The organism is Tardiphaga sp. vice304 (assembly GCF_007018905.1).
GTDB lineage: Bacteria > Pseudomonadota > Alphaproteobacteria > Rhizobiales > Xanthobacteraceae > Tardiphaga.
The window spans coordinates 1,078,670-1,098,687 of sequence record NZ_CP041402.1 but is presented as its reverse complement, the minus strand read 5'-3'; the positions used below and the strand labels follow the sequence as shown (position 1 = coordinate 1,098,687).

Annotated in this window: 17 protein-coding genes and 3 pseudogenes; 9 read left to right on the top strand and 11 right to left on the bottom strand. The window is 60.1% G+C overall.

Annotation, left to right across the window (positions count from 1 at the left end):
* Window positions 1–174: 174 nt before the first annotated feature.
* From FNL56_RS05230 to FNL56_RS05210, 5 genes are all read right to left on the bottom strand, one after another.
* Window positions 175–2,205 carry a methyl-accepting chemotaxis protein gene (locus FNL56_RS05230; RefSeq protein ID WP_210245469.1) on the bottom strand — a complete coding sequence of 677 codons (2,031 nt, stop codon included), beginning with the start codon at window positions 2,203–2,205 and terminating at the stop codon, window positions 175–177.
* Window positions 2,206–2,577: 372 nt separating this feature from the next.
* Entirely contained in the window at window positions 2,578–3,309 is a 732-nt protein-coding gene (locus FNL56_RS05225) for an amino acid ABC transporter ATP-binding protein (RefSeq protein WP_143576026.1), read from the bottom strand.
* 40 nt (window positions 3,310–3,349) lie between these two features.
* A complete protein-coding gene (locus FNL56_RS05220) occupies window positions 3,350–4,042 on the bottom strand; it encodes an amino acid ABC transporter permease (protein ID WP_143571853.1) in 693 nt (230 codons plus the stop codon).
* Window positions 4,042–4,776 carry an amino acid ABC transporter permease gene (locus FNL56_RS05215; RefSeq protein WP_143571852.1) on the bottom strand — a complete coding sequence of 245 codons (735 nt, stop codon included), beginning with the start codon at window positions 4,774–4,776 and terminating at the stop codon, window positions 4,042–4,044. Before FNL56_RS05215 ends, FNL56_RS05220 begins: the two co-directional genes overlap by 1 nt.
* Before the next feature lie 221 nt (window positions 4,777–4,997).
* Window positions 4,998–5,912 carry an amino acid ABC transporter substrate-binding protein gene (locus FNL56_RS05210; protein WP_143576025.1) on the bottom strand — a complete coding sequence of 305 codons (915 nt, stop codon included), beginning with the start codon at window positions 5,910–5,912 and terminating at the stop codon, window positions 4,998–5,000.
* Window positions 5,913–6,077: 165 nt separating this feature from the next.
* On the opposite strand from FNL56_RS05210, the gene FNL56_RS05205 reads away from it, so the two are divergent.
* Window positions 6,078–7,490, top strand: coding sequence for a DHA2 family efflux MFS transporter permease subunit (locus tag FNL56_RS05205; RefSeq protein WP_143571851.1), 1,413 nt, complete (start codon window positions 6,078–6,080; stop codon window positions 7,488–7,490).
* On the opposite strand, the gene FNL56_RS05200 is transcribed toward FNL56_RS05205, so the two are convergent.
* Window positions 7,487–8,257, bottom strand: coding sequence for a gamma-glutamyl-gamma-aminobutyrate hydrolase family protein (locus tag FNL56_RS05200; protein WP_143571850.1), 771 nt, complete (start codon window positions 8,255–8,257; stop codon window positions 7,487–7,489). The two genes, FNL56_RS05205 and FNL56_RS05200, sit on opposite strands and share 4 nt — an antisense overlap.
* 652 nt (window positions 8,258–8,909) lie before the next feature.
* Here FNL56_RS05200 and FNL56_RS05195 point away from each other — a divergent pair.
* From FNL56_RS05195 to copD, 8 genes and pseudogenes are all read left to right on the top strand, one after another.
* On the top strand, window positions 8,910–10,193 hold the full coding sequence (locus FNL56_RS05195; protein WP_246661622.1) for a site-specific DNA-methyltransferase: 1,284 nt from the start codon (window positions 8,910–8,912) through the stop codon (window positions 10,191–10,193).
* Window positions 10,190–10,756 carry a DUF5681 domain-containing protein gene (locus tag FNL56_RS05190; RefSeq protein ID WP_143581813.1) on the top strand — a complete coding sequence of 189 codons (567 nt, stop codon included), beginning with the start codon at window positions 10,190–10,192 and terminating at the stop codon, window positions 10,754–10,756. Before FNL56_RS05195 ends, FNL56_RS05190 begins: the two co-directional genes overlap by 4 nt.
* The gene (locus FNL56_RS05185) at window positions 10,753–11,322 is read left to right on the top strand and encodes a DUF5681 domain-containing protein (protein WP_143577573.1); all 570 of its coding nucleotides are present in this window, start codon (window positions 10,753–10,755) and stop codon (window positions 11,320–11,322) included. The genes FNL56_RS05190 and FNL56_RS05185 overlap by 4 nt, the downstream gene beginning before the upstream one ends.
* Before the next feature lie 261 nt (window positions 11,323–11,583).
* A pseudogene (locus FNL56_RS28135) lies at window positions 11,584–11,840 on the top strand (transposase); the annotation flags it as partial.
* A 293-nt stretch (window positions 11,841–12,133) separates the two neighbouring features.
* Window positions 12,134–12,430, top strand: coding sequence for a hypothetical protein (locus FNL56_RS05170; RefSeq protein ID WP_143577572.1), 297 nt, complete (start codon window positions 12,134–12,136; stop codon window positions 12,428–12,430).
* Window positions 12,431–12,496: 66 nt separating this feature from the next.
* Complete coding sequence (gene copC, locus FNL56_RS05165) at window positions 12,497–13,180, top strand: copper homeostasis periplasmic binding protein CopC (protein WP_143577571.1); 684 nt, start codon at window positions 12,497–12,499, stop codon at window positions 13,178–13,180.
* A gap of 79 nt (window positions 13,181–13,259) precedes the next feature.
* Window positions 13,260–13,631: a copper homeostasis periplasmic binding protein CopC gene (gene copC / locus FNL56_RS05160; RefSeq protein ID WP_143578801.1), complete on the top strand. Its 372-nt coding sequence runs from the start codon at window positions 13,260–13,262 to the stop codon at window positions 13,629–13,631.
* A 179-nt stretch (window positions 13,632–13,810) separates the two neighbouring features.
* A pseudogene (gene copD / locus FNL56_RS05155) lies at window positions 13,811–14,554 on the top strand (copper homeostasis membrane protein CopD); the annotation flags it as partial.
* A 76-nt stretch (window positions 14,555–14,630) separates the two neighbouring features.
* Here the strand turns inward: copD and FNL56_RS27940 are convergent.
* The 5 genes and pseudogenes from FNL56_RS27940 to FNL56_RS05125 all read right to left on the bottom strand — a co-directional run.
* Window positions 14,631–15,284, bottom strand: coding sequence for a hypothetical protein (locus tag FNL56_RS27940; RefSeq protein WP_210245468.1), 654 nt, complete (start codon window positions 15,282–15,284; stop codon window positions 14,631–14,633).
* 195 nt (window positions 15,285–15,479) lie between these two features.
* On the bottom strand, window positions 15,480–16,313 hold the full coding sequence (gene istB, locus FNL56_RS05145; protein WP_143581811.1) for an IS21-like element helper ATPase IstB: 834 nt from the start codon (window positions 16,311–16,313) through the stop codon (window positions 15,480–15,482).
* Entirely contained in the window at window positions 16,235–16,858 is a 624-nt protein-coding gene (locus FNL56_RS05140; protein WP_143577546.1) for a hypothetical protein, read from the bottom strand. Before FNL56_RS05140 ends, istB begins: the two co-directional genes overlap by 79 nt.
* A gap of 1,203 nt (window positions 16,859–18,061) precedes the next feature.
* Window positions 18,062–19,081, bottom strand: coding sequence for a UDP-3-O-(3-hydroxymyristoyl)glucosamine N-acyltransferase (gene lpxD / locus FNL56_RS05130; protein WP_143577549.1), 1,020 nt, complete (start codon window positions 19,079–19,081; stop codon window positions 18,062–18,064).
* A 300-nt stretch (window positions 19,082–19,381) separates the two neighbouring features.
* Window positions 19,382–19,924: pseudogene (locus tag FNL56_RS05125) on the bottom strand (helix-turn-helix domain-containing protein); the annotation flags it as partial.
* Between the last annotated feature and the right edge of the window lie 94 nt (window positions 19,925–20,018).

Sequence of the window (20,018 nt, the reverse complement as noted above, 5' to 3'; positions counted from 1 at the left end):
AACGGAACCGATCAGTATTATTGAACGCACCTTGCCTCTCAACGGTAAATAAGCGGTGCAGCACATATACGCGGATACTTTAAAAAGGCATGTGGAGACCGACCGGAACAAATAATCGTTTGCATACGAAAAAGCCGGCGCATGCGCCGGCTTTGGTCGCGATGGTGCTGGTACCTAGGCCGCGCGCACCGCACTCAGGAATTTGCCGACTTCCATCTTCAGCCGGTTGCTGTCGGAGGACAGCGACTGCGCGGCCGACAGCACCTGCGACGACGCAGAGCCGGTCTCGGACGCGCCGCGCTGCACGTCGGTGATGTTGTCCGACACCTGCTTGGTGCCGTGGGCGGCCTGCTGCACGTTGCGCGATATCTTCTGCGTCGCCGCGCCCTGTTCCTCGACCGCGGACGCGATGGTTGAGGAAATCTCCGACATCCGGCCGATGGTGTCGCCGATCTCGCGGATGGCGCCCACCGATTCCTGTGTCGCGGCCTGAATACCGGTGATCTGCATGCTGATCTCGCCGGTCGCCTTCGCGGTCTGCTCGGCCAGCGCCTTCACTTCGGAAGCCACCACGGCGAAGCCGCGTCCGGCATCGCCGGCGCGCGCAGCCTCGATGGTCGCGTTCAGCGCCAGCAGATTGGTCTGTCCGGCGATGGTGTTGATCAGTTCGACAACGTCGCCGATCCGCGCTGCGGCCTTGGCCAGTTCGCCGACGCGGTCATTGGTCTTGCGCGCCTGCTCGACCGCCTGGCTGGCGATCGTCGCGGATTCCTGCACCTGACGGCTGATCTCGTTGACCGACGAGGCCATCTGTTCGGTCGCCGTGGCCACCGACTGCACATTGTTCGACGCCTCCTCCGAGGCCACGGCCACGGCAACGGTGAGTTCCTGCGACCGCGCGGCGGTGGAGGTCAGCGAACCGGCCGAGGCTTCCAACTGCGTCGAGGCGGCCGACACCGTCTCGACGATGTTGCCGACGGCCTGTTCGAAATCATCGGCCAACTGCACCATCTCGCGCTTGCGACCGGCGGCCGCGGCGGTGTCGAGTTCGATCCGCGCGTCCGACTCGTCGCGCGCCTGCTGCTCGGCGTTGGCCCGGATCACCGTTACCGTCTTGGCGATGTCGCCGATTTCGTCGCCGCGCTTGGCGCCGGGGATCACGACGTCGAGCTCGCCCGCCGCCATCCTGGCCATCGCTCGGTTCAGCCTGGTCATTGGACGGGCGACACCGACGACGGAGAACAGCATGCTGCCGACCAGCACCAGCACGACGGCGATGCCGAGTGCGGCATTGACATGCCCCGATCGGACCAACTGCTCAACCGCTTCCGACCGCGCCGCCATCACGGCGTCCTGCGCCTCCGCCACCGCCGCCGTCACCTGTTCCGACGCCTTGGCAGCCGCAGGCACCATTTTCGTCCGCGTGATTTCGCTCTTCTGGTCGTTGTTGTTGATGGCTTCACTGGTGCCGGCGAGAAATTTCTTCACGTCGTTGCCGAGCTGGACCAGACCGGCTTCGACAAGCGGGGTATCATCCATCACGCTGGCGCGTGCCAGGGCATTGGTCAAAGCCGAGCTGTATTTGGTGATCAGCGCCTTTTGTGGCGCCTCGTTCATGGTCGCATAGCGCCAGGCCGCGGCACGCACCGCGTTGATGGCGATGTCCGCCTTCTGAAGCTGCGCATCGAGCTCCGGCCAGGTCGCCGCTTCGGTCACGGCCGTGGTGCCGCGTAACTGTTCGAGGTGGCGATCCCAGTCCAGCGAAGCGACGTTGCGCGTCCGGTAGATATCGAGCAGCTTTTTCTGCAGGGCGATGGTTTCGCCGGAGCCGGCAGCATACTCGGCCACCAGCGCCTTGATGCTGGAAAAGCGTTCCCGGGTCTCAGGCTTCACGGCGAGCACGAGCGCCGCATCCACGCTCTTGTCCTGCGCCGCTTTGGCAGCCCCGCGATCGATTTCGCTCTTTTCGATTTCCTTGGTGGTGATCGCCATTCGCACCGCGCGGTTGGCCAGCCGCATGTTGCCGAGCTCGGATTCCACCTTCCGCGCATAGTCGGCGATCGTCTGCTGCACGTCGGCGTGGCGGTTGGCCTGGGTGATGGCGGCTTCGGTGCGGATCTGGTTGGCGACCACGCCCACCGAGAGCACGATGCCGAGCAACCCGGCCAGACCCAGCTTGTTGCCGACGCTGTTGATCTTGATCATTTCGAAATTCTTTCGGGAATGGGCATGAGGCACAGGCGAATAGATGAACCGGCCAGTCGCGATGAATCGCGCCGGGTTGGCCGTTAGTGGACGTTCAGTCCCTCGGACAGGATGGGGCAGCGGGCGAGGCAGCCGGGGTCAGCGATAGTCCGCGAGGACGAAAGCCTGACCGCACCGGTGGAGTTCAATCAGCGGCGCGGTGACCTTCGTCCTCACGGTTCAAAGATACCTATGGACTCTGACGCAATCGTTAATGTGCCGCAGTGCAGAAATCGGAAAAAGAGATGAAATTTTAGGCGGTAAACCGCGGCCGGGACATCCGCATCGCGGCGCCTCGTTCACCGCTTCCGACAAACAGCCGCCACCTGCGCTTCAATGCGCCAGGATCTTCGACAGAAAATGCTGCGCGCGTTCGCTGCGCGGGCTGCCGAAGAAGTCTTCCTTGTTGGCGTCCTCGACGATCTCGCCCTGGTCCATGAAGATCACGCGGTTGGCGACCTTCCGGGCAAAGCCCATTTCGTGGGTCACCACCATCATGGTCATGCCCTCCCTGGCCAGTTCGACCATGACGTCGAGCACCTCGTTGATCATTTCCGGATCGAGCGCCGAGGTCGGCTCGTCGAACAGCATGCAGATCGGGTCCATCACCAGCGCACGCGCTATCGCGACGCGCTGTTGCTGCCCGCCGGACAGCTGGCCCGGATATTTTTCCGCATGCGCCGTGAGGCCGACGCGCTCCAGCATCTTCATCGCCTTGGCCTTGGCCGCTTCCTCGGGACGGCCGAGCACGATGGTCTGGCCGAGCATCAGGTTCTCGACGATCTTGAGGTGCGGAAACAGCTCGAAATGCTGGAACACCATGCCGACGCGCGAGCGCAGCTTCGGCAGGTCCTTCTTCATCGTGGTGACGTTGAGCCCGTCGACCATGATGGTGCCGGCCTGCACCGGCTCCAGCGCGTTCACCGTCTTGATCAGGGTGGATTTGCCCGATCCCGACGGGCCGCAGACCACCACGACCTCGCCCTTGTCGACGCTGGTGGTGCAATTCTTCAGCACCTGGAACGTCGGGCTGTACCACTTGCTGACATTGTCGAGTGTGATCATGGGCATGGGGATCGACCGAAGGTTGGAGATGCGGACATGATTAGCGGATGATGCTGATGCGCTTCTGCAGTCGCTTGACGAAGAACGACGCGGTGAAGCAGATCACGAAGTAGACCACTGCCGCGAACAGATACATTTCAGTGAGGCGGCCGTCGCGCTGCGCAACCTTCGAGGCAGCACCCAGGAAGTCGGTGATCGACAGCACGTAGACCAGCGAGGTGTCCTGGAACAGCACGATGGTCTGGGTGAAGATCACCGGCAGCATGTTGCGGAATGCTTGCGGCAGCACGACATAGCGCGTCACCTCGCGGTAGTTCAGCCCGATGGCGTAGCCGGCCATCACCTGGCCGCGCGGGATCGACTGGATGCCGGCACGCATGATCTCGGAGAAATACGCCGCCTCGAACAGCGTGAAGGTGACGATGGTCGAGGCATAGGCGCCGACCTGGACCGGCGCGTCGGCGCGCAGGATCCATTGCCCGATATAGGGCATCAGGAAATAAAACAGGAAGATCACCAGCACGAGCGGCAGCGATCGCATCAGATTGACGTAGCTCGCCGCGATGGTCGAGAGCAGCATGTTCGACGACAGCCGCATCAGGGCGACGAAAGTGCCGAGGATCAGGCCGCCGACGGTGGCGATCGCCGTCAGCGTCAGCGTGAAGGTCATGCCCTCGCGGAACAGATAGGGCAGGCTGCGCCAGATGACGTTGAAATCGAAATCTGCGAACATCACGCCTTGCCCCCGTTGAAGCCGGGGATGACCAGGCGCTTCTCGGCATAGCGCATGCCGATCGTCACCACCGCGCTGAGCAGCAGATAGATCACGGTCGCCGCGGTGAAGGCCTCGAACACCTGGAAGGAAAATTCCTGCATCGAGCGCGCCCGCGCCGTCAGCTCCAGCACGCCGATGGTCAGCGCCACCGCGGTGTTCTTGATGGTGTTGAGAAATTCGGAGGTCAGCGGCGGGAAGATGACGCGGTAGGCGAGCGGCAGCAGGATGTAGCGATAGGTCTGCACCGTGGTCAGGCCGATCGCAGTGCCGGCCATGCGCTGGCCCTTGGGCAGCGAATTGATGCCGGCCGACACCTGGGTGGCGACGCGCGACGCCATATAAAGGCCAAGGCCAATCATCGCAGTGACGAACGGGCCGTTGCGCAGCTGCTTGACCCAGGTGCCGAGTTCCTGCGGCAGGATCTCCGGCACCACGAAGAACCAGATGAACAATTGCACCAGGAGCGGCACGTTGCGGAACATCTCGATATAGACATTGCCGATAAACACCGGCACCCGCCCCGGCAGCGTGCGGATGATGCCGATCAGCGAGCCGACGACAAAGGCGATGGTCCAAGCGCACAGCGCCAGGGCGATCGTCACGCCGAGCCCGCTCATCAGCGAAGCAAAGTAGGTGCCGGTCGCCTCGGGCGTCTGCTCCCAGAAGATAGCCCAGTTCCAGTTGTAGTTCACGCCCCGCCCCCTGCCGCGAATATCCCGATCGAAACTTCATGCAATGGCCGGGCCATTGCTCTCTTCCCTGGCCCCGCACTCGCGGGGAGAGGTGGCTCGAAGGACCGCAGGTCATTCGAGACGGGTGAGGGGGTTGCGAGTGAAACACCGACTCCCCTCACCCGAACAGCTTCGCTGCGCTTCGCCGGGTGACCTCTCCCCAACGGGAGAGGTCAGAAGGGTTACATTGCGTAGGCGTCGGGATCGGCCGAATCGCTGGGCTTCTCGAACGACTTCTTCTGCTCCGGGCCCATCGGCACGTTGAGCGTCAGGCCCTTCGGCGGGATCTTGGCCATGAACCACTTGTCATAGAGCTTGGCGCCTTCGGGGCTCTTGTAGAGCGCTGCGGTGGCGGCATCGACGGCCGTCTTGAACGGCGCGTCGTCCTTGCGCAGCATGATGCCGTAGGGCTCGGGCTTGGAGAACGCATCCTTGGAGATCACGTAGCCGGTCGGATCCTTGGAGCCGGCGGCGAGGCTGGCCAGCAGGATGTCGTCCATCACGAAGGCGACGGCGCGGTCGGTCTCGACCATCAGGAACGCTTCGGCATGGTCCTTGGCGGCGATCACGTTGATGCCGAGGTTGCGCGCGGCGTTGGCCTCGGTGAGCTGCTTGATGTTGGTGGTGCCGGAGGTCGAGACCACCGACTTGCCCTTCAGATCGTCGATCGAATTGAGCTTGCTGGTTTTCTTGGAGACGAAGCGGCTGGCGGTCAGGAAGTGGGTGTTGGTGAAAGCGACCTGTTTCTGGCGGTCGACATTATTGGTGGTGGAACCGCATTCCAGATCCACGGTGCCGTTGGCAATCAGCGGAATGCGCGTCGCCGAGGTGACCGGGTTGAGCTTGACCTCGAGTTTCGGGAGCTTGAGATCGGCCTTCAGCGCATCGACGATCTTGTAGCAGATGTCCATGGCGAAGCCGATCGGCTTCTGGTTGTCGTCGAGATAGGAGAACGGCACCGAGGAATCGCGGAAGCCGATGGTGATGGCACCGCTGTCCTTGATCTTTTTCAGCGTGCCGGTCAGTTCCTGCGCCTGGGCCTGGGTGGCGCAGAAGGCGACCGCGAGCGCGGCGCCGGCAAGACGGATCGAATTCATCGTTGAATTCATATGGGCTGTCTCCTGGTTCGGTGGATATGAGCGTGGGGCTCGTCGCGATGCCCCGCGCCGGACTATTGCGATGCTTGCACAACCCGGGCAAAAACGGAATTGGTTGTATCTGCACCGTTTGTCGGGGTGCACAGCATCCCGTACAAGTCGGTCATGAGCAATGCCCTCCCCGCCCCCTGCGACGCTGCAGCCGCGCAGACGGCGCTGCACGCCGGCCCGTGCACGCGACCTAATCTGGTGATCGTCACCACCATTCTCGCATCCAGCCTCGCTTTCATCGACGGGTCGGTGGTCAATGTCGGCCTGCCGGCGATTGCAGCGAGTTTCAAGGCGGATGCCGGCCAGCTACAATGGGTGATCAATGCTTACTTGCTGCCGCTCAGCGCGCTGCTGTTGCTCGGCGGCGCAGCAGGCGACCGCTTCGGCCGACGCCGGTTGCTGATTTTCGGCGTGGGCCTGTTCGCACTCGCGTCCCTCGCCTGTGCCGCTGCGCCCAGCCTGATCTGGCTGCTGGTGGCGCGCTTCGCTCAGGGCGTTGCTGCGGCGATGCTGATGCCGAACAGCCTGGCGATCCTCGGCCAGACCTTTTCCGGCGAGGCCAAAGGCCGCGCGATCGGCATCTGGGCGGCATCGGGCGCAGCCGGCGGCGCGCTCGGCCCGGTGCTGGGCGGCTGGCTGATCGACATCGGCAGCTGGCGATACGTGTTCCTGATCAATGTGCCACTGGCGCTCGGCGCCCTGGTGATGGCGCGGATTTCGGTTCCCGCGGACCGCGCCGTTAGCGGCGACCGGCTCGACGGCCTCGGCGCGACGCTGGCCACCGCCGGGCTGTTTCTCACCACCTGGGCGCTGACCGAAGGCTCCAGCCGCGGCTGGTCGGGCTGGGTGCTGGCCGCGCTCGCGGCCGGCGCGGCGCTGCTGGTGCTGTTCGTCGCGGCCGAGAGGCGGCAGGGCGAGCGCGCGATGATGCCGCTGGCACTGTTCGGTTCGGCCAGTTTCGTCGGGCTGTCGCTGCTGACCTTTCTTCTCTATGGCGCGCTCGGCGGCCTGTTCGTGCTGGTGCCCTATCTGCTGATCGAAGCCGGAGGCTACAGCGCGACGCAGGCCGGCGCGGCCCTGCTGCCGCTGCCGCTGGTGATCTCGCTGACTTCTCCGCTGGCCGGCGCATTTGCGGCACGGACCGGGCCGCGGCTGCCGCTGACGATCGGGCCGGTCATCGTCGCTCTGGGATTCCTGCTGGCGTTGCGCATCGGGGACGGCGCCAACTATTTCACCGACGTGCTGCCGGCGATGCTGGTGATCGCGCTCGGCATGGCGGGCGCTGTGGCGCCGCTGACCACGGCGGTGCTGATGTCGGTCGACGCCCGCCATGTCGGCTCGGCCTCGGGCTTCAACAGTGCGGTGGCCCGGACCGGCGGCCTGGTCGCCACCGCGCTGATCGGCGCCGTGCTCGTCGCCACCGGTCCCGCCCTGATCTCGGCTTTTGGCGGCGCCGCTATGGTCGGCGCGGCGCTCTGCCTCGCCTCGGCGCTCAGCGCGTGGTGCCTGATCCCGGCGAGGACCTAACGGCGCTTGCGGTGCGCCAGCACGGCGGCGCCGAAATTCTCGAATAGCGCGCGATTGATCGGGTTGAGCTGCGGGTCGTATTCCGCGTGCCACTGCACGCCGAGCGCAAAGCCCGGCGCGTCCTGGATGCGGATCGCCTCGATGGTGCCGTCCTCGGCGACGCCTTCGATGACGACGCGCTGGCCGGGCGTGTCGATGCCCTGGCCGTGCAGCGAATTCACCGTGATGGTATCGCGCCCGAGCAGATGGGCGAAGGTGCCGTCCGGCGTCAGGTGCACCGCGTGGCGGTCGGCGAACACGATCGCCGGGTCGGGATGGATTTCGCCGGTCTCAAGGCGCGGCATGCGGTGATTGATTCGGCCGGGAATGTCGCGGATCTCGGGATGCAGCGATCCGCCGAAAGCAACGTTCATTTCTTGCAACCCGCGGCAGATGCCGAAGATCGGCACGCCGCGCGACACGCATTCCGACGCCAGCGCCAGGGCCACGGCATCGCGGGCATTGTCATAGGGCTCATGGCGGATGTCCGGCTCGACGCCGAAATGCGACGGATGCACATTTGCCCGTGCCCCGGTCAACACGATGCCATCGACCACACTCAGCAGCGCATCGATGTCGGTGATGTCGGGCGCGCCGGCGAACATCAGCGGCAGCGCGTCCGCGACCTGGGCGATGGCGCGCAAATTCGCTTCGCCGACGTTCTGCACCGCGAAGCGATCTTCCACGCGATAGGCGTTGCCGATCACGCCAATTACCGGCCGGGTCATGCCAGAATCACTTTCGGTCAATTATTCCATGCTTGTGCATGACAATAGAATGTCGATGCTGCGTTGGCGAGCATTTCGACGCGCCTGGGCTGATTTGCCCAACGGACGGGCAAAGTTGCGGAAATGGCCGACATCCGGCCCCTGGCCCGCGATCGATCGACCGGGTTTTGCGATGCGAAATGTCTGTTCAAGGAGGGTGACATAATGGTGGTGCTCGCAGTCAGCTGCGAACCAGTCTCCGACCAGTTATTGCGTCAGCAAGCCTGATAACAGGGAATTTTTGACAAATTCGAGTAGATAACAGGCTTTCGGCCTGACCTATCGCCGGCGGCAGCCGCAAATTCTTCAGCGATCTCCTTGAGTTAGGCAGGTGCTCAGGCACTTTCCTGTTATTCCGCAGAACAGGCATTTTATGTGAAATAACAGGCGTCGGTTGCCAATTAGTCGATAATCGAAACCGAACAACAGGCGACATTAAACTAAGAATCATGCGAGATTTCAGGGCCGCTCAGATCTGACTTAGCTGACCGGTCTTGACCTGACCCGCCCTGCCCTGGCCCGCCCTGCGTCGACCCGACTCGCCCCGCGTTTCATCGCTTCTAAGCTGAAGCGGCGCGACCCCGTGCCGCTGGTCATTGGCAGGATCTCTAAATTGGATCAGAAAACTACTGCGGCCGACTTTTTGTTGCGCCTGGCGATCGTCTATCGGCCGGTGGGCGACCTCATGCCCGATCCCCGCAATGCGCGCACCCATCCGAAGCGGCAAATTGATCAGATTTGCGCATCGATCAAGGCCTTCGGTTTTACGAACCCGGTTTTGGCTGATCCCGAAGGTCGTCTCATTGCGGGTCATGGCCGGCTCCTGGCGGCTCGCCTCGCGGGCCTTGCCGAGGTCCCGGTCATTACCTTGCCGGGCCTGTCAGAGACGCAGAAGCGTATGCTGCGGATCGCGGACAACAAAATTGCGCTCAACGCCAGTTGGGACGTTGAAATTCTGCAGCAGGAACTTGCTCAGCTTGGGTCGATTGACGTCGATATCGATCTTAACCTGACTGGCTTTTCGACGGGCGAAATCGATGTGATTCTGGCTTCGGCGGTCGATCCGGATGATGAAGTCATCCCCCCAGTTCCGGCCACACCCCACACAAAGCTCAACGACATCTGGCTTCTCGGAAATCACCGGGTGGGTTGTGGCGACGGCCGGGATAGCACGTTCCTGCAGAGCGTCATCGGCCATGGAGCGCGCGTCGACGCGGCATTTCTCGACCCGCCCTATAACGTCGCAATCGGAGGTCACGCAGTGTCCGTCGGCCGTCACCGGGAATTCGCAATGGCCTCTGGCGAGATGAGCGAGCAAGAGTTCCGGTTGTTCCTCACCGACACGTTAGGTGCCGCGGCACGCGTCTCCCGCGATGGCGCCGTCCACTTCATCTGCATGGACTGGCGCCATATGGATGACGTGTCAGCGGTCGGTCGGGCAGTTTATGGCGATCGCCTGAATCTGTGTGTCTGGAACAAGTCCAACGCGGGTATGGGATCGCTCTACCGTTCCAAGCACGAACTGGTTTTCGTGTTCCGGGTCGGCACAGCGCCCCACCTCAATATGGTTGAGCTCGGCAAGCACGGCCGCAATCGCACCAACGTCTGGGACTATGCCTCCGTGAACTCCTTGCGTGGCAGCAGATCGCAGGACCTGGCGCTGCATCCCACGGTTAAGCCGACCGGGATGGTGGCCGACGCCATCAAGGATGTCACCCGCCGTGGCGATCTCGTCCTTGATATGTTTTTGGGCTCGGGCACGACGCTTTTGGCAGCTGAGCGCACTGGGCGGCGCTTTCGCGGCCTCGACATCGACCCTGTATATGTGGATGTGGCGATCGAACGCTGGTCAGCAATAACGGGCCTCGAACCGCTGCTCGAACGGCCGGCGTCATGAGCGGGTCGGGATCCGATAAAACACCAAACTCCGGGCAGTTCCGGAAAGGCCAGAGCGCCAACCCTGGAGGCCGCCGCAAAGGGTCTGGTGCTGCAAAATCTTCTGCGTTCGCTGTCATTGTCGAGAAGGTCATCACCGAGACCCGTAACGGCGTGACGCGCCAACTTTCAGCGGAGGAAGCACTTCAACAGCGGTTGTATAACGATGCCTTGGCAGGCGACATGAAGGCTTTCGAAAAAATACTCACCTGGATAATCGAGCGCGAGGCGTGGTTCGCTAAAAACAGTAAGAAGACAATCAAACCGGCAATTCGTCGTCGCTCGCCAGATTCGGAAAATGCGGACGCAGCTCTGCAGATCCTCGGAGTCGCAAAGGTTGACCAGTCGAAAGCAGAATACCCTGCGCGAGATCGCGCTTATTTGCTTCTCGAGCCTTCGATGGTCGACGCGGCCTTCCGGCACAGACGCGGCGGTCAACGCCTAACCGTCAATGAGCGCAACGAAATTAAGCGCTGCACTAGAGATGCTGACTCTTTGCGCTGGCCCCGTGGAACCGACGAATGAGTTCGCAAAGCATTCCGCCAGACGATAAAAGCAATGATGCTGGGTATAAGCGCCCACCCGCGGCGTCCCGTTTTAAGAAAGGCAGGAGCGGCAACTGCGCCGGCCGTCCGCGCGGTCGTGCCAGCGAAGCACCTTACGAGGCCGTTCTTGGCCAGATGGTAGACATCCGCGAAGACGGCCTTAGCAGGCGAGTTACGGCGACTGAAGCCTTGTTGCTGGTCATGATGAAGAAAAGCCTCGAAAAAGGCGGAACCATCGCTCGCAAATTCCTGGCAGCAATCGAGAAGAATAAGTATCGCGCAGGGACCGCCCAAGATCTCGGGTTTATTATCCGTGTTTCTTTGACACCCGGAAGTGTCACTCTCGCACTGCAGTATTTGCGAATGGCGAAACAACTAGATCCATTTCGGGAGACTGGAAGGATGGCCATTGAGCCCTGGCTCGTAGAAAGTGCGTTGGGCAACCTCGTTCGGGTACTTAGTCCCGCCGAGCAGCGAACCATCATGAAGGCGACGCGTACTCCCCACAGGGTCAAGTGGCCGGAGTGGTGGAGCGCATTTCCTTGACGTTGCGCTAGCTCTCTATGCTCGACCGGCAGGTTTCCGACCTCAATGGCCTATTCTCTCGTTCACCCAGGCCGGAAACCCATCGGGGCAGATAGACGCAGCGATACCATCTTGCGCTTATCGAATTGAGCCCCTGGGTCGTAGGGCGTGAGATATACGCCATCGATTTTCACGACCTTCATACCCATTTAGCGCACCGCGAATACCGCAATATCACTTCGCCAGGCTAAAGTCTTCAAAGCCGAATTTCTCACAAATCCCATTCAGCCAGCGGGGAAGCCTGAACACCGTCTGACGGCCGACCGGCGCAGCCTGCGCTATCCCAGTGATTTGAGTGACGCGGATTTGGCGCTTGTTGCTCCGATGATCCCGCCGCGCGACGAGGCGGACGCCGCCGTTCGGTCGATATACGCGAGGTGTTGAACGCGATCTTCTATGTGCTGTCTACCGGCTGCCAATGGAGGGCAATGCTGAAAGATCTGCCTCCCAAGAGCACAGCGCATCTTTATTTCAAGTTATAGGACTAAGACAGCACGTTCGATCGTATTCACGACGCGCTCTATGTAGAGACACGCGAAGGTCGGCGACAAAGTCAAATTCACGGCAGAGCGCGGCAGCGATGGCATTGCCATCACCAAAATGCAGAAGGCAGAATAGGCTAGGTCATACAAAAGCCTACAGTGGACCTATGGTCATGAATGCAGGGTGAATAGGGTGTTCCCAAAATGTTCAGAACAAACAGTTACGATCAATGAAGTGAACTTTGCAGACGTCGCTGCGTTATGCCAAAGCACTTAAACGGGAGATGACAATGACCATATCAAAATCACTGATCGCATCAGTCGTGTTAATGCTCAGCATTCCTGCCGTCCCGGCGCTGGCGCATGATGATGAAGACCGCGGCGGCGGGGGTCATGGACAGCTTCATGATCAGCTATCGAATTCACATGAACGAGCCCATGACGAGGGTTTTGAAAGCCGCGGCGAGCATCGCGCCTATCACCGCGCTCTGCGCGACTATCATGACGATTCACACGATCGTGCCGAAACACGCAGTTACTATGAGCGGCCGCGCTACCGGTCATATCGCTTCTACCGCGAATACTGAGATTAGATATTCCTTTATGGGCGTCTTAAAGAGACGCCCATTTTTTTATTGAAAGGACTTCACGAAATGCGGTACCTCGCGAAAACGGTCGGCCTGTTTGCAACGCTCGCCATATTGACGACGGCAAACGCTGCAATCGCCCATCCGAAGTTGGAATCGTCTTCTCCCGCGCCAGACGTATCGACAAACCCCGCCCCAAAAGAGATCAAACTGAATTTCAACGAGGGCGTGCTTGCAAAGTTTTCCGGAATTGAATTAAAGGATGAAGCAGGCAAGGCGGTCGCAACAGGAGTGCCGGCTACGGATCCAAAAGATCAAAAGCAACTCATCGTCCCGATTTCAGGCGGCCTAATCCCTGGTCGATATACGGTCAGTTGGCACGCGGTTTCAGACGACACACACCGGGTCGAAGGCCAATATTCGTTTCAACTTGCGCAAGATTCGGCGCCCGGTGCATCGGAAAAACCGCGTGGTACCGAATATCGGCCCGATAGCGAATTGAAGGCCGCTGATAAAGACGGTCGCGGGGACATGTGTAAATGCCCGAGCTCCGAAGACAAAAATGTTGGTCGCGGATCTGATCGAGAAGATCGAGTAGACCGTAGCCGCAACCGACGCGATGATCGTGAGATGGAACGGGATGATGGATATCGCGGCCGCGATCGTGAATCACGTTATCGAGACAGTTCTCGCTTGCGACCGGAATGCGTCGTCGACGATGAGGGCGTGAAATACTGTCGCGTTCGATAAGGTCAATGCCAGCACAGGAACGCGCCCGGCCAAGCCGTCGGCCGCGTTCTCGCGTTTGAATTCCTCTCGGAAAAAATAAATGAAACATTCCCAACTAATTGTTACGCTCGTGCTTCTCGCGGCTGGGCCAGCCTTCATCGGATCGGCCGCGGCTCATCCAAAACTGCAAGTGAGTGTCCCACCTCAAGGTGGGTCCGTCGATGTATCACCGACAGAGTTGCAGCTCAGCTTCAACGAGGGTGTTACGCCAAAGTTCTCTCAGGTAGATCTCAAAGATGCAGGTGGGAAAGCTGTAGCTATCGGAGCCGTAGCCTCAGGTGCTTCCAAAAAACAGCTGGTTGTTCCGCTTCCGACAAAACTTCCTGTTGGAAATTACACCGTGAATTGGCGGGTGGTGTCTGAGGATACACACCGCGTTGAGGGCAACTATTCGTTCAAGGTGAACCGCTGATGATTGAATTCGCAGTCGTGGCTGGGCGTTTCCTTCACTACAGCGCTGCCCTACTGCTTTTTGGTCTCACACTTTTTCCCGTCTATACATATTCCGCTTTCGGTGCGCGCCCGCCGGATAGCTCGTCTGAATGGTTGCGGCAGTCGATCAAATGGATAGCCTGAACTGCACTTGTCAGCGCTTTACTAATATTTGCATTCGTCACTACCAATATAACAGGGACGTTTAGCAGCTTGGTGGATTCGTCCTCATTATGGACGGTATTGGTCGATACAACCTTCGGGCGTATATCGCTGTTTCGCATTGCGCTCATGTGTGTAATCGTGATCGTCGCGACGACGACGGCGAAGACTCCGAATTGGACGTGTATTTGGTTGTCTGCTCTGTTCCTGGCGACCTTGGCTGGCGTGGGACACACGCAAGTCGAGGACGGGTTTTCATACGCTGTGCACGTTATCGCGGACGGCATTCATCTTCTCGCTGCAGGTGCGTGGCTTGGTGGATTGATCCCGCTCGGGTACATAGTATCAAGATCAGTTCTGTTACATTCGACATCGGCAGCCAAAGAGGCTGAGGACGCCGCCATACATTTTTCGGACGTCGGCTACGCAGCAGTAGCGGCGCTCATTGGTTCGGGAGTTATAAATTCTTGGTTTTTAGTCGGCTCCATCGACCACTTGTTTGATACAAGTTATGGGCGGCTACTGTTGGCGAAGATTTTCTTGTTCGCTGGCATGCTCCTGCTGGCTGCAGCCAACCGCTTTTGGATCGTCCCCGGTGTGTCGGCTCGCGCTTGCTACGGCGGGGGCCGTGAGATGCTGCAGCAGTTGCGACGACATGTTTTAGCCGAGCAAGCGCTTGGTGTCATAGTTCTTCTAACAGTCAGTATTCTCGGCACGATGCAGCCGGGGATTGGTCAATAACTACTGAACGAGGCGCAACTCTTTTGGTCGTCTCAGTCTGTTCCCCGTCAGCACCCTTGAGACAAATTGAGGGACTTCACGAAGGGAGGATTTCTGGTTCATCGTAGCAGCAAGGAGCGAAGATGGAACGGAAATCCGTACCGGGCAAAGCGCCCGCCGCCCCCTTGGCAGGATGGAGGATGAAGACGCGGTCGCCGTCCTGACCATAGTCCTTGGTGTCGACCAGCAACCTCAGCATGTCGGCAAGTTCCCCACGATTCCAGCGCGTGCGGAACTTCGCATCCATTACGAGGCCGGAGTGCTGCCCGGGCGGGTTTCCGAAGATTGATGGGCGATATCCCCATGCCATATCATGATTGTCTTCGAGCTCCTCTGCAGCTGTAGAGGCGGAGACCTTGAAACGCAGCCGAAAATCCGGCCGCTTTCCGTTGGCTAACACGGGTTCAACAACCAGTTGGGCCGTCATACTGGGACGCTGACGTGTGAATCTGACGGTGAAACCTGTGGCTCTGGGTGCAGTCGCTTGAGTGGAGAACATCACAACATGTTCGACCCAATCCGACTTTGGGATATAGTCGGACTCTACCTCGCCCAGAGCCCCTGTCGGCTTCCCAATCGCCAGCCAGACCAGTTCGTCCCGAAAGTCGTCGAGATACTCCCGCGCATGGGCGCGATCGAGCTCATTCGCGACGGCGTCGATGACCAGGTTCCGGTATGGTCCAAGCTCCACCGCAAAAGTCCCAAAGGATCGATGCATCTCAGAGCGATGTCGTCTGTTGGACTTGCTCCAGCCGGTAACGGGAATCCACCAGACAGCACCTTGTGTCAACGCCGGAGAGATTTTACAGCGGCTGGCCGGAGTAAAAGTGCAGCACGGACGCAAGCAAGAAGGCCCCCGATCGGGGGCCTTCTTGCTTGTCGCGTTTCATTCCTGAGGGGCTGCGTCCGACGGCGGTTCTGACCGCGCTCGGCGTGACCGGCGTCTGGAGTCGGCGAGCCTAAAGCTGTCGCCGTTCATCTCGAGAATATGGACGTGATGTGTGAGGCGGTCGAGGAGCGCGCCGGTGAGCCGCTCGGAGCCGAACACGGACGTCCACTCGTCGAACGGCAGATTGCTCGTGACCAACGTGCTGCCTCGCTCGTAGCGCTGGCTGAAGACCTCGAACAGCAGCTCGGCCCCGGTCACAGAGAGTGGTACATAGCCGAGTTCGTCGATGATCAGCAGCTTGTAGCCGGCGAGCTGACGCTGAAGACGCAGTAGCCGTTTTTCGTCGCGCGCTTCGAGCAGTTCGTGGACCAGAGCCGACGCCGTGATGAAGCCAACCGATAGACCCTTCTGGCAGGCCGCCAAGCCAAGCCCGAGCGCGATGTGGCTCTTGCCTGTGCCGCTGTTGCCGACAGCAATGATGTTTTCGCGCCGCTCGACGTAGTCCGAGCGCGCCAGTTCCAGCACCAACATCTTGTTCAGCGATGGCAACGCCAGGAAGTCGAAGCTGTCGAGGCTTTTAACGGTCGGGAACCGCGCCGCCTTGATCCGGCGCTCCACCATACGTCGCTCGCGATCAATCATCTCCATCTCGGCCAGCCGCATCAGGTAACGCGGATGGTCGACGCCTTCAGCCGCACACAGCCGGGCGACCTTGTCGTACTCCCGCAGGAACGTCGGCAGCTTCAACGCCTTCAGATGATGGGCGAGCAGGATCTGCGGCGCGATGCGATCGAGATAAGATCGGGACACGGCAAGCGTAGGGGCATCCATCCCGGCAGCGGGAGACTCATCTCGATCTGGCGCCGCGATTCCGGTTCGCCACTCCAGGCATCCGCAATCCCGCCTTTGGTCAGGACCGCCGAGATCCGCTCTTTCCGTCCGGCCGGGGATATCAACAGTAATCCCTGCGCAGTGGCGCCGTCGACGCCGGTGACGACAATTGCCTTGATGCTGCCACCATCCCATGTCGCGCAATCGATCCCGGCCGCCCGCGCCTTGCGGATGACCGCATCGACTTCGGCCCGCTCGTTCTCGGGCCGCCAATTGCGCATCGCGATCAGCCGCCGAACCTCGGTCGGCGTCAGCGAAGCGGCGACCTGCCCGAGCGCTCCGGCAACCGCGCGGCGCATAGTCGAATTTGGATCGAGCAGGAAAAGAACCGCGGCTCCGCGCGCTTCGGGGATGCCGGCAAGCGCGAGGCCCAGATAACCGATCGCAAGCGGCTCATCCTGGCCAACTGGAGGCATGTGGCGAGCCCGTGAAGGCGGCAAAGATTTCGCGTGGGAAGCTTTCGCAGTACCGATCGAAGGCATCATTGAACGGGGGGCGGTCGACCCTTGGCGATCGCCTGCGCAATCCGTCTCGCATGCTCATCCGTCGGCGAGGATTTTGACTGGGTTAGGCTCATTGAGGCGCCTCCGCGAATCATTGCCAATGATAGCCAGGAGTTGGTCTCGCTCCTTTCAGATCTGGCGAGATCCACTCACAAAATCAGCGCCCTTGGCGTCGGACATGGCGGCATGACTTAAACTAAACAGCCTCCCGAAAACCGGAGCTTCAGTAGGAGGTCGTACAGAGATTTTAACGGCCGACCGACCTCAACTACTAAAAGCACCGCAATCGGCGTGTTGGCAGTCAAAAAAACAAACCCCGTCAAATCGACGGGTTCTGCTGATTGCGGGTCTATCAATGATTTGATTTAAAAGCCACCGAAGCTGAATCCGATGCTCGGCCCACCGCCGTATCCGTAGCCACCGCCATATCCACCACCGTATCCGTAGCCGGAGCCATATCCTCCGTAATACGGACTCCCGCCGTAGCCGCCATATCGATAGGAGCGGACGACCGGATAACTATCGTCATAATCGTAGCTACGGTATACGTAGCGGGGACGGTAGTGGCGGCGGGCACCATAGTAGCGGCGGTGATACACCGGGACGACACCTGCTTTGCTGCTTACAACGGGAGCCATCTTTGCGACCGGCATAGCGGACGCGGGCGCGGTGAGGGCCACTAATCCAAGAACAGCAGTTCCTGCGAATAGCGATATGCGCATATTCATCTCCTTGGTTGACAGACCAATTCACGCGCGAGCTTCACGTTCCCAAACCGAAGTTCAGTCACAAAATCGTGAGGTAAACTACGGAAGGACCGGACTGCAGAACAGCCGCTAGGGCTTGGGCCATCATCGGCGACGGCGCTAGGAATGTTCCGGAGACGAGGCGGGACTGGCCCGCGGGCCTGATGGCCCAGCCGACGAGCGCCGAAGGCGAGCCGACGCAAAATCGATCGGTTCGAAAGGCAAATCGAAGGCCCGACGCGGTTTGCGCGGCGTACAGCTGGTGATCTCAGACGCCCACTGTGAATGCTGATCGAACTTTGACCCCGTAGTTGTCGCCCGCGCGGATCTAAAGTCTTGATGTTGTTGATGTGGGAACGGTGACCCCGGCGCCGATCGGCGTCCAGACTCCACGCCGAAACACAGGGAGTCAATTGTGTTGCCCATCTGCAGCCTCATCTTATCGCTTTGCCAATTTCTTCATCGCAGCGATTTGTCGAAAGAAGTCCTTTATCGGTTGTGCAGGACTTCCAAGAACTTTAGCGCCAGGAGACAAATTCGAAATAACTCCTGACTGCGCACCGATCTCCGCGCCGTGACCGATCCTAAGATGCCCGGCCATACCTGATTGCCCCCCAACGCGGACGAAATCTTCAAGGTGGGTTGAACCCGAAATACCCACTTGTGCGACAATTACACAACATCGGCCGAGAACAACATTGTGGCCAATCTGTACAAGGTTATCGAGACGAGAGCCGGCACCAATCACCGTATCTCGCGACGATCCTCGATCAATCGTCGTATTAGCACCGATTTCGACATCGTCTTCAATGATCACGCGACCGAGTTGACGGACAGAAATAAATCCATCCTTCGTAGAGGCGAAGCCGAAACCTTCCTGTCCAATCCTTGCGCCCGGATAGACGCAAACGCGTGCTCCCAAAAGCGCGTAACTTAGGCTCACATGTGCGCCAATCCGGCAATCTCGACCGACAATTACGCCGGCTCCAATGACAGAACAAGGTCCTATCCGGCAGCCAGGTCCTATTTCTGCCCCGGTCTCAATCACAGACAGCGGTCCTATTTCCGACGATGGATCGACGAGAGCTCCCTCTGCCACGATTGCGGAAGGATGAATGCCTGGAAACAGCGGTGGCTCGGGATAGAACAGTGACGTAACGCGCCCCCAGGCAGCATAAGGTTCGGTCGTTAAGATTGCGACCGTTGCCTTTGGTACTCGGGCCGCCATATCCGGATGTACAATCACCGCACCCGCCAACGTATCATCAAGGGCCGAAGAGTAACGTCGATTTTCGAGAAAACTCACTTCACTCGGGCCGGCCGATTGCAGAGGCGCCACACCCTCGAAAAATAGTTCACGATCATCTGCAATACCGCGTGCCATACTCACAATATCTGCAAGTGTGTGGGGACCGCTTCGACGAAAGAACCTTGAATCGCCTAAAGTTTCTTTTGTCATCCGGTTCCCCACAAATATGAGACTGAAGCGTTTCGACTGGTAGTGTCCAGAATCTTTCGCACATTCATCATGCGACGGCTTCGATTTCCGATTGCTGCTGTTGATAGAGTGGCTGCATATTCATGTAGCATTTCGCTGTGTCAACGCCGGAGAGATTTTACTGCGGCTGGCCGGATTAAAAGTGCAGCATGGACGCAAGCAGGAAGGCCCCCGATCGGGGGCCTTCCTGCTTGTCGCGTCTCACTCCTGAGGGGTTGCGTCCGCCGGCGGTTCAGGCCGGGCTCGGCGTGTCCGGCGCCTGGAGTCAGCGGGCCTGAAGCTATCACCGTTCATTTCGAGGATATGGACGTGATGCGTGAGGCGGTCGAGGAGCGCGCCGGTGAGCCGGTCGATGACGACCGGAACCCCATCGCCGGCGTAATCGACGAACAGCCGCTCGCCGGCCGCGTGCGTCTGCCGCATCGTCGGCGACAAATTCGATTCAAAGCCGCGATAGAGCTCGCAAAATTGCGAATAGCTGTAGCCGCCGGGATTGGCGGCGATATATTCATCCCAGACGATCACCAGGGTGACGTGCTTGCGCTTCAGCTCTCGATGAACCGTCAGCCAATCCGGCTCGGCGTGGCGGCGATGGCCCCGTTTGGTCCCGTAATTAGCGTAAAGCGCCGCCTCCAGGTCGCCGTCGCTCATGCCGTCCGGCAAGGGCCAACCCAGCTCGGCGCCCTCGAAACGCCTCAACGTCTCGCGCACCGTCGAGGCCGCTATGCCCAGCCGACGCGCGATTTCCCGCGTCGAAACACCGGCGGAAAACTTCAAACGAATGATCTCGCGCACTTGGCGCATCGCAACTCTTTCCGCTGGCATCATCGCTCCCTTGGATTGCCAAAGGAGGGACCCTAAACAGGCCAGCGGAGGCACTCGTCGCCATTCCAGACCC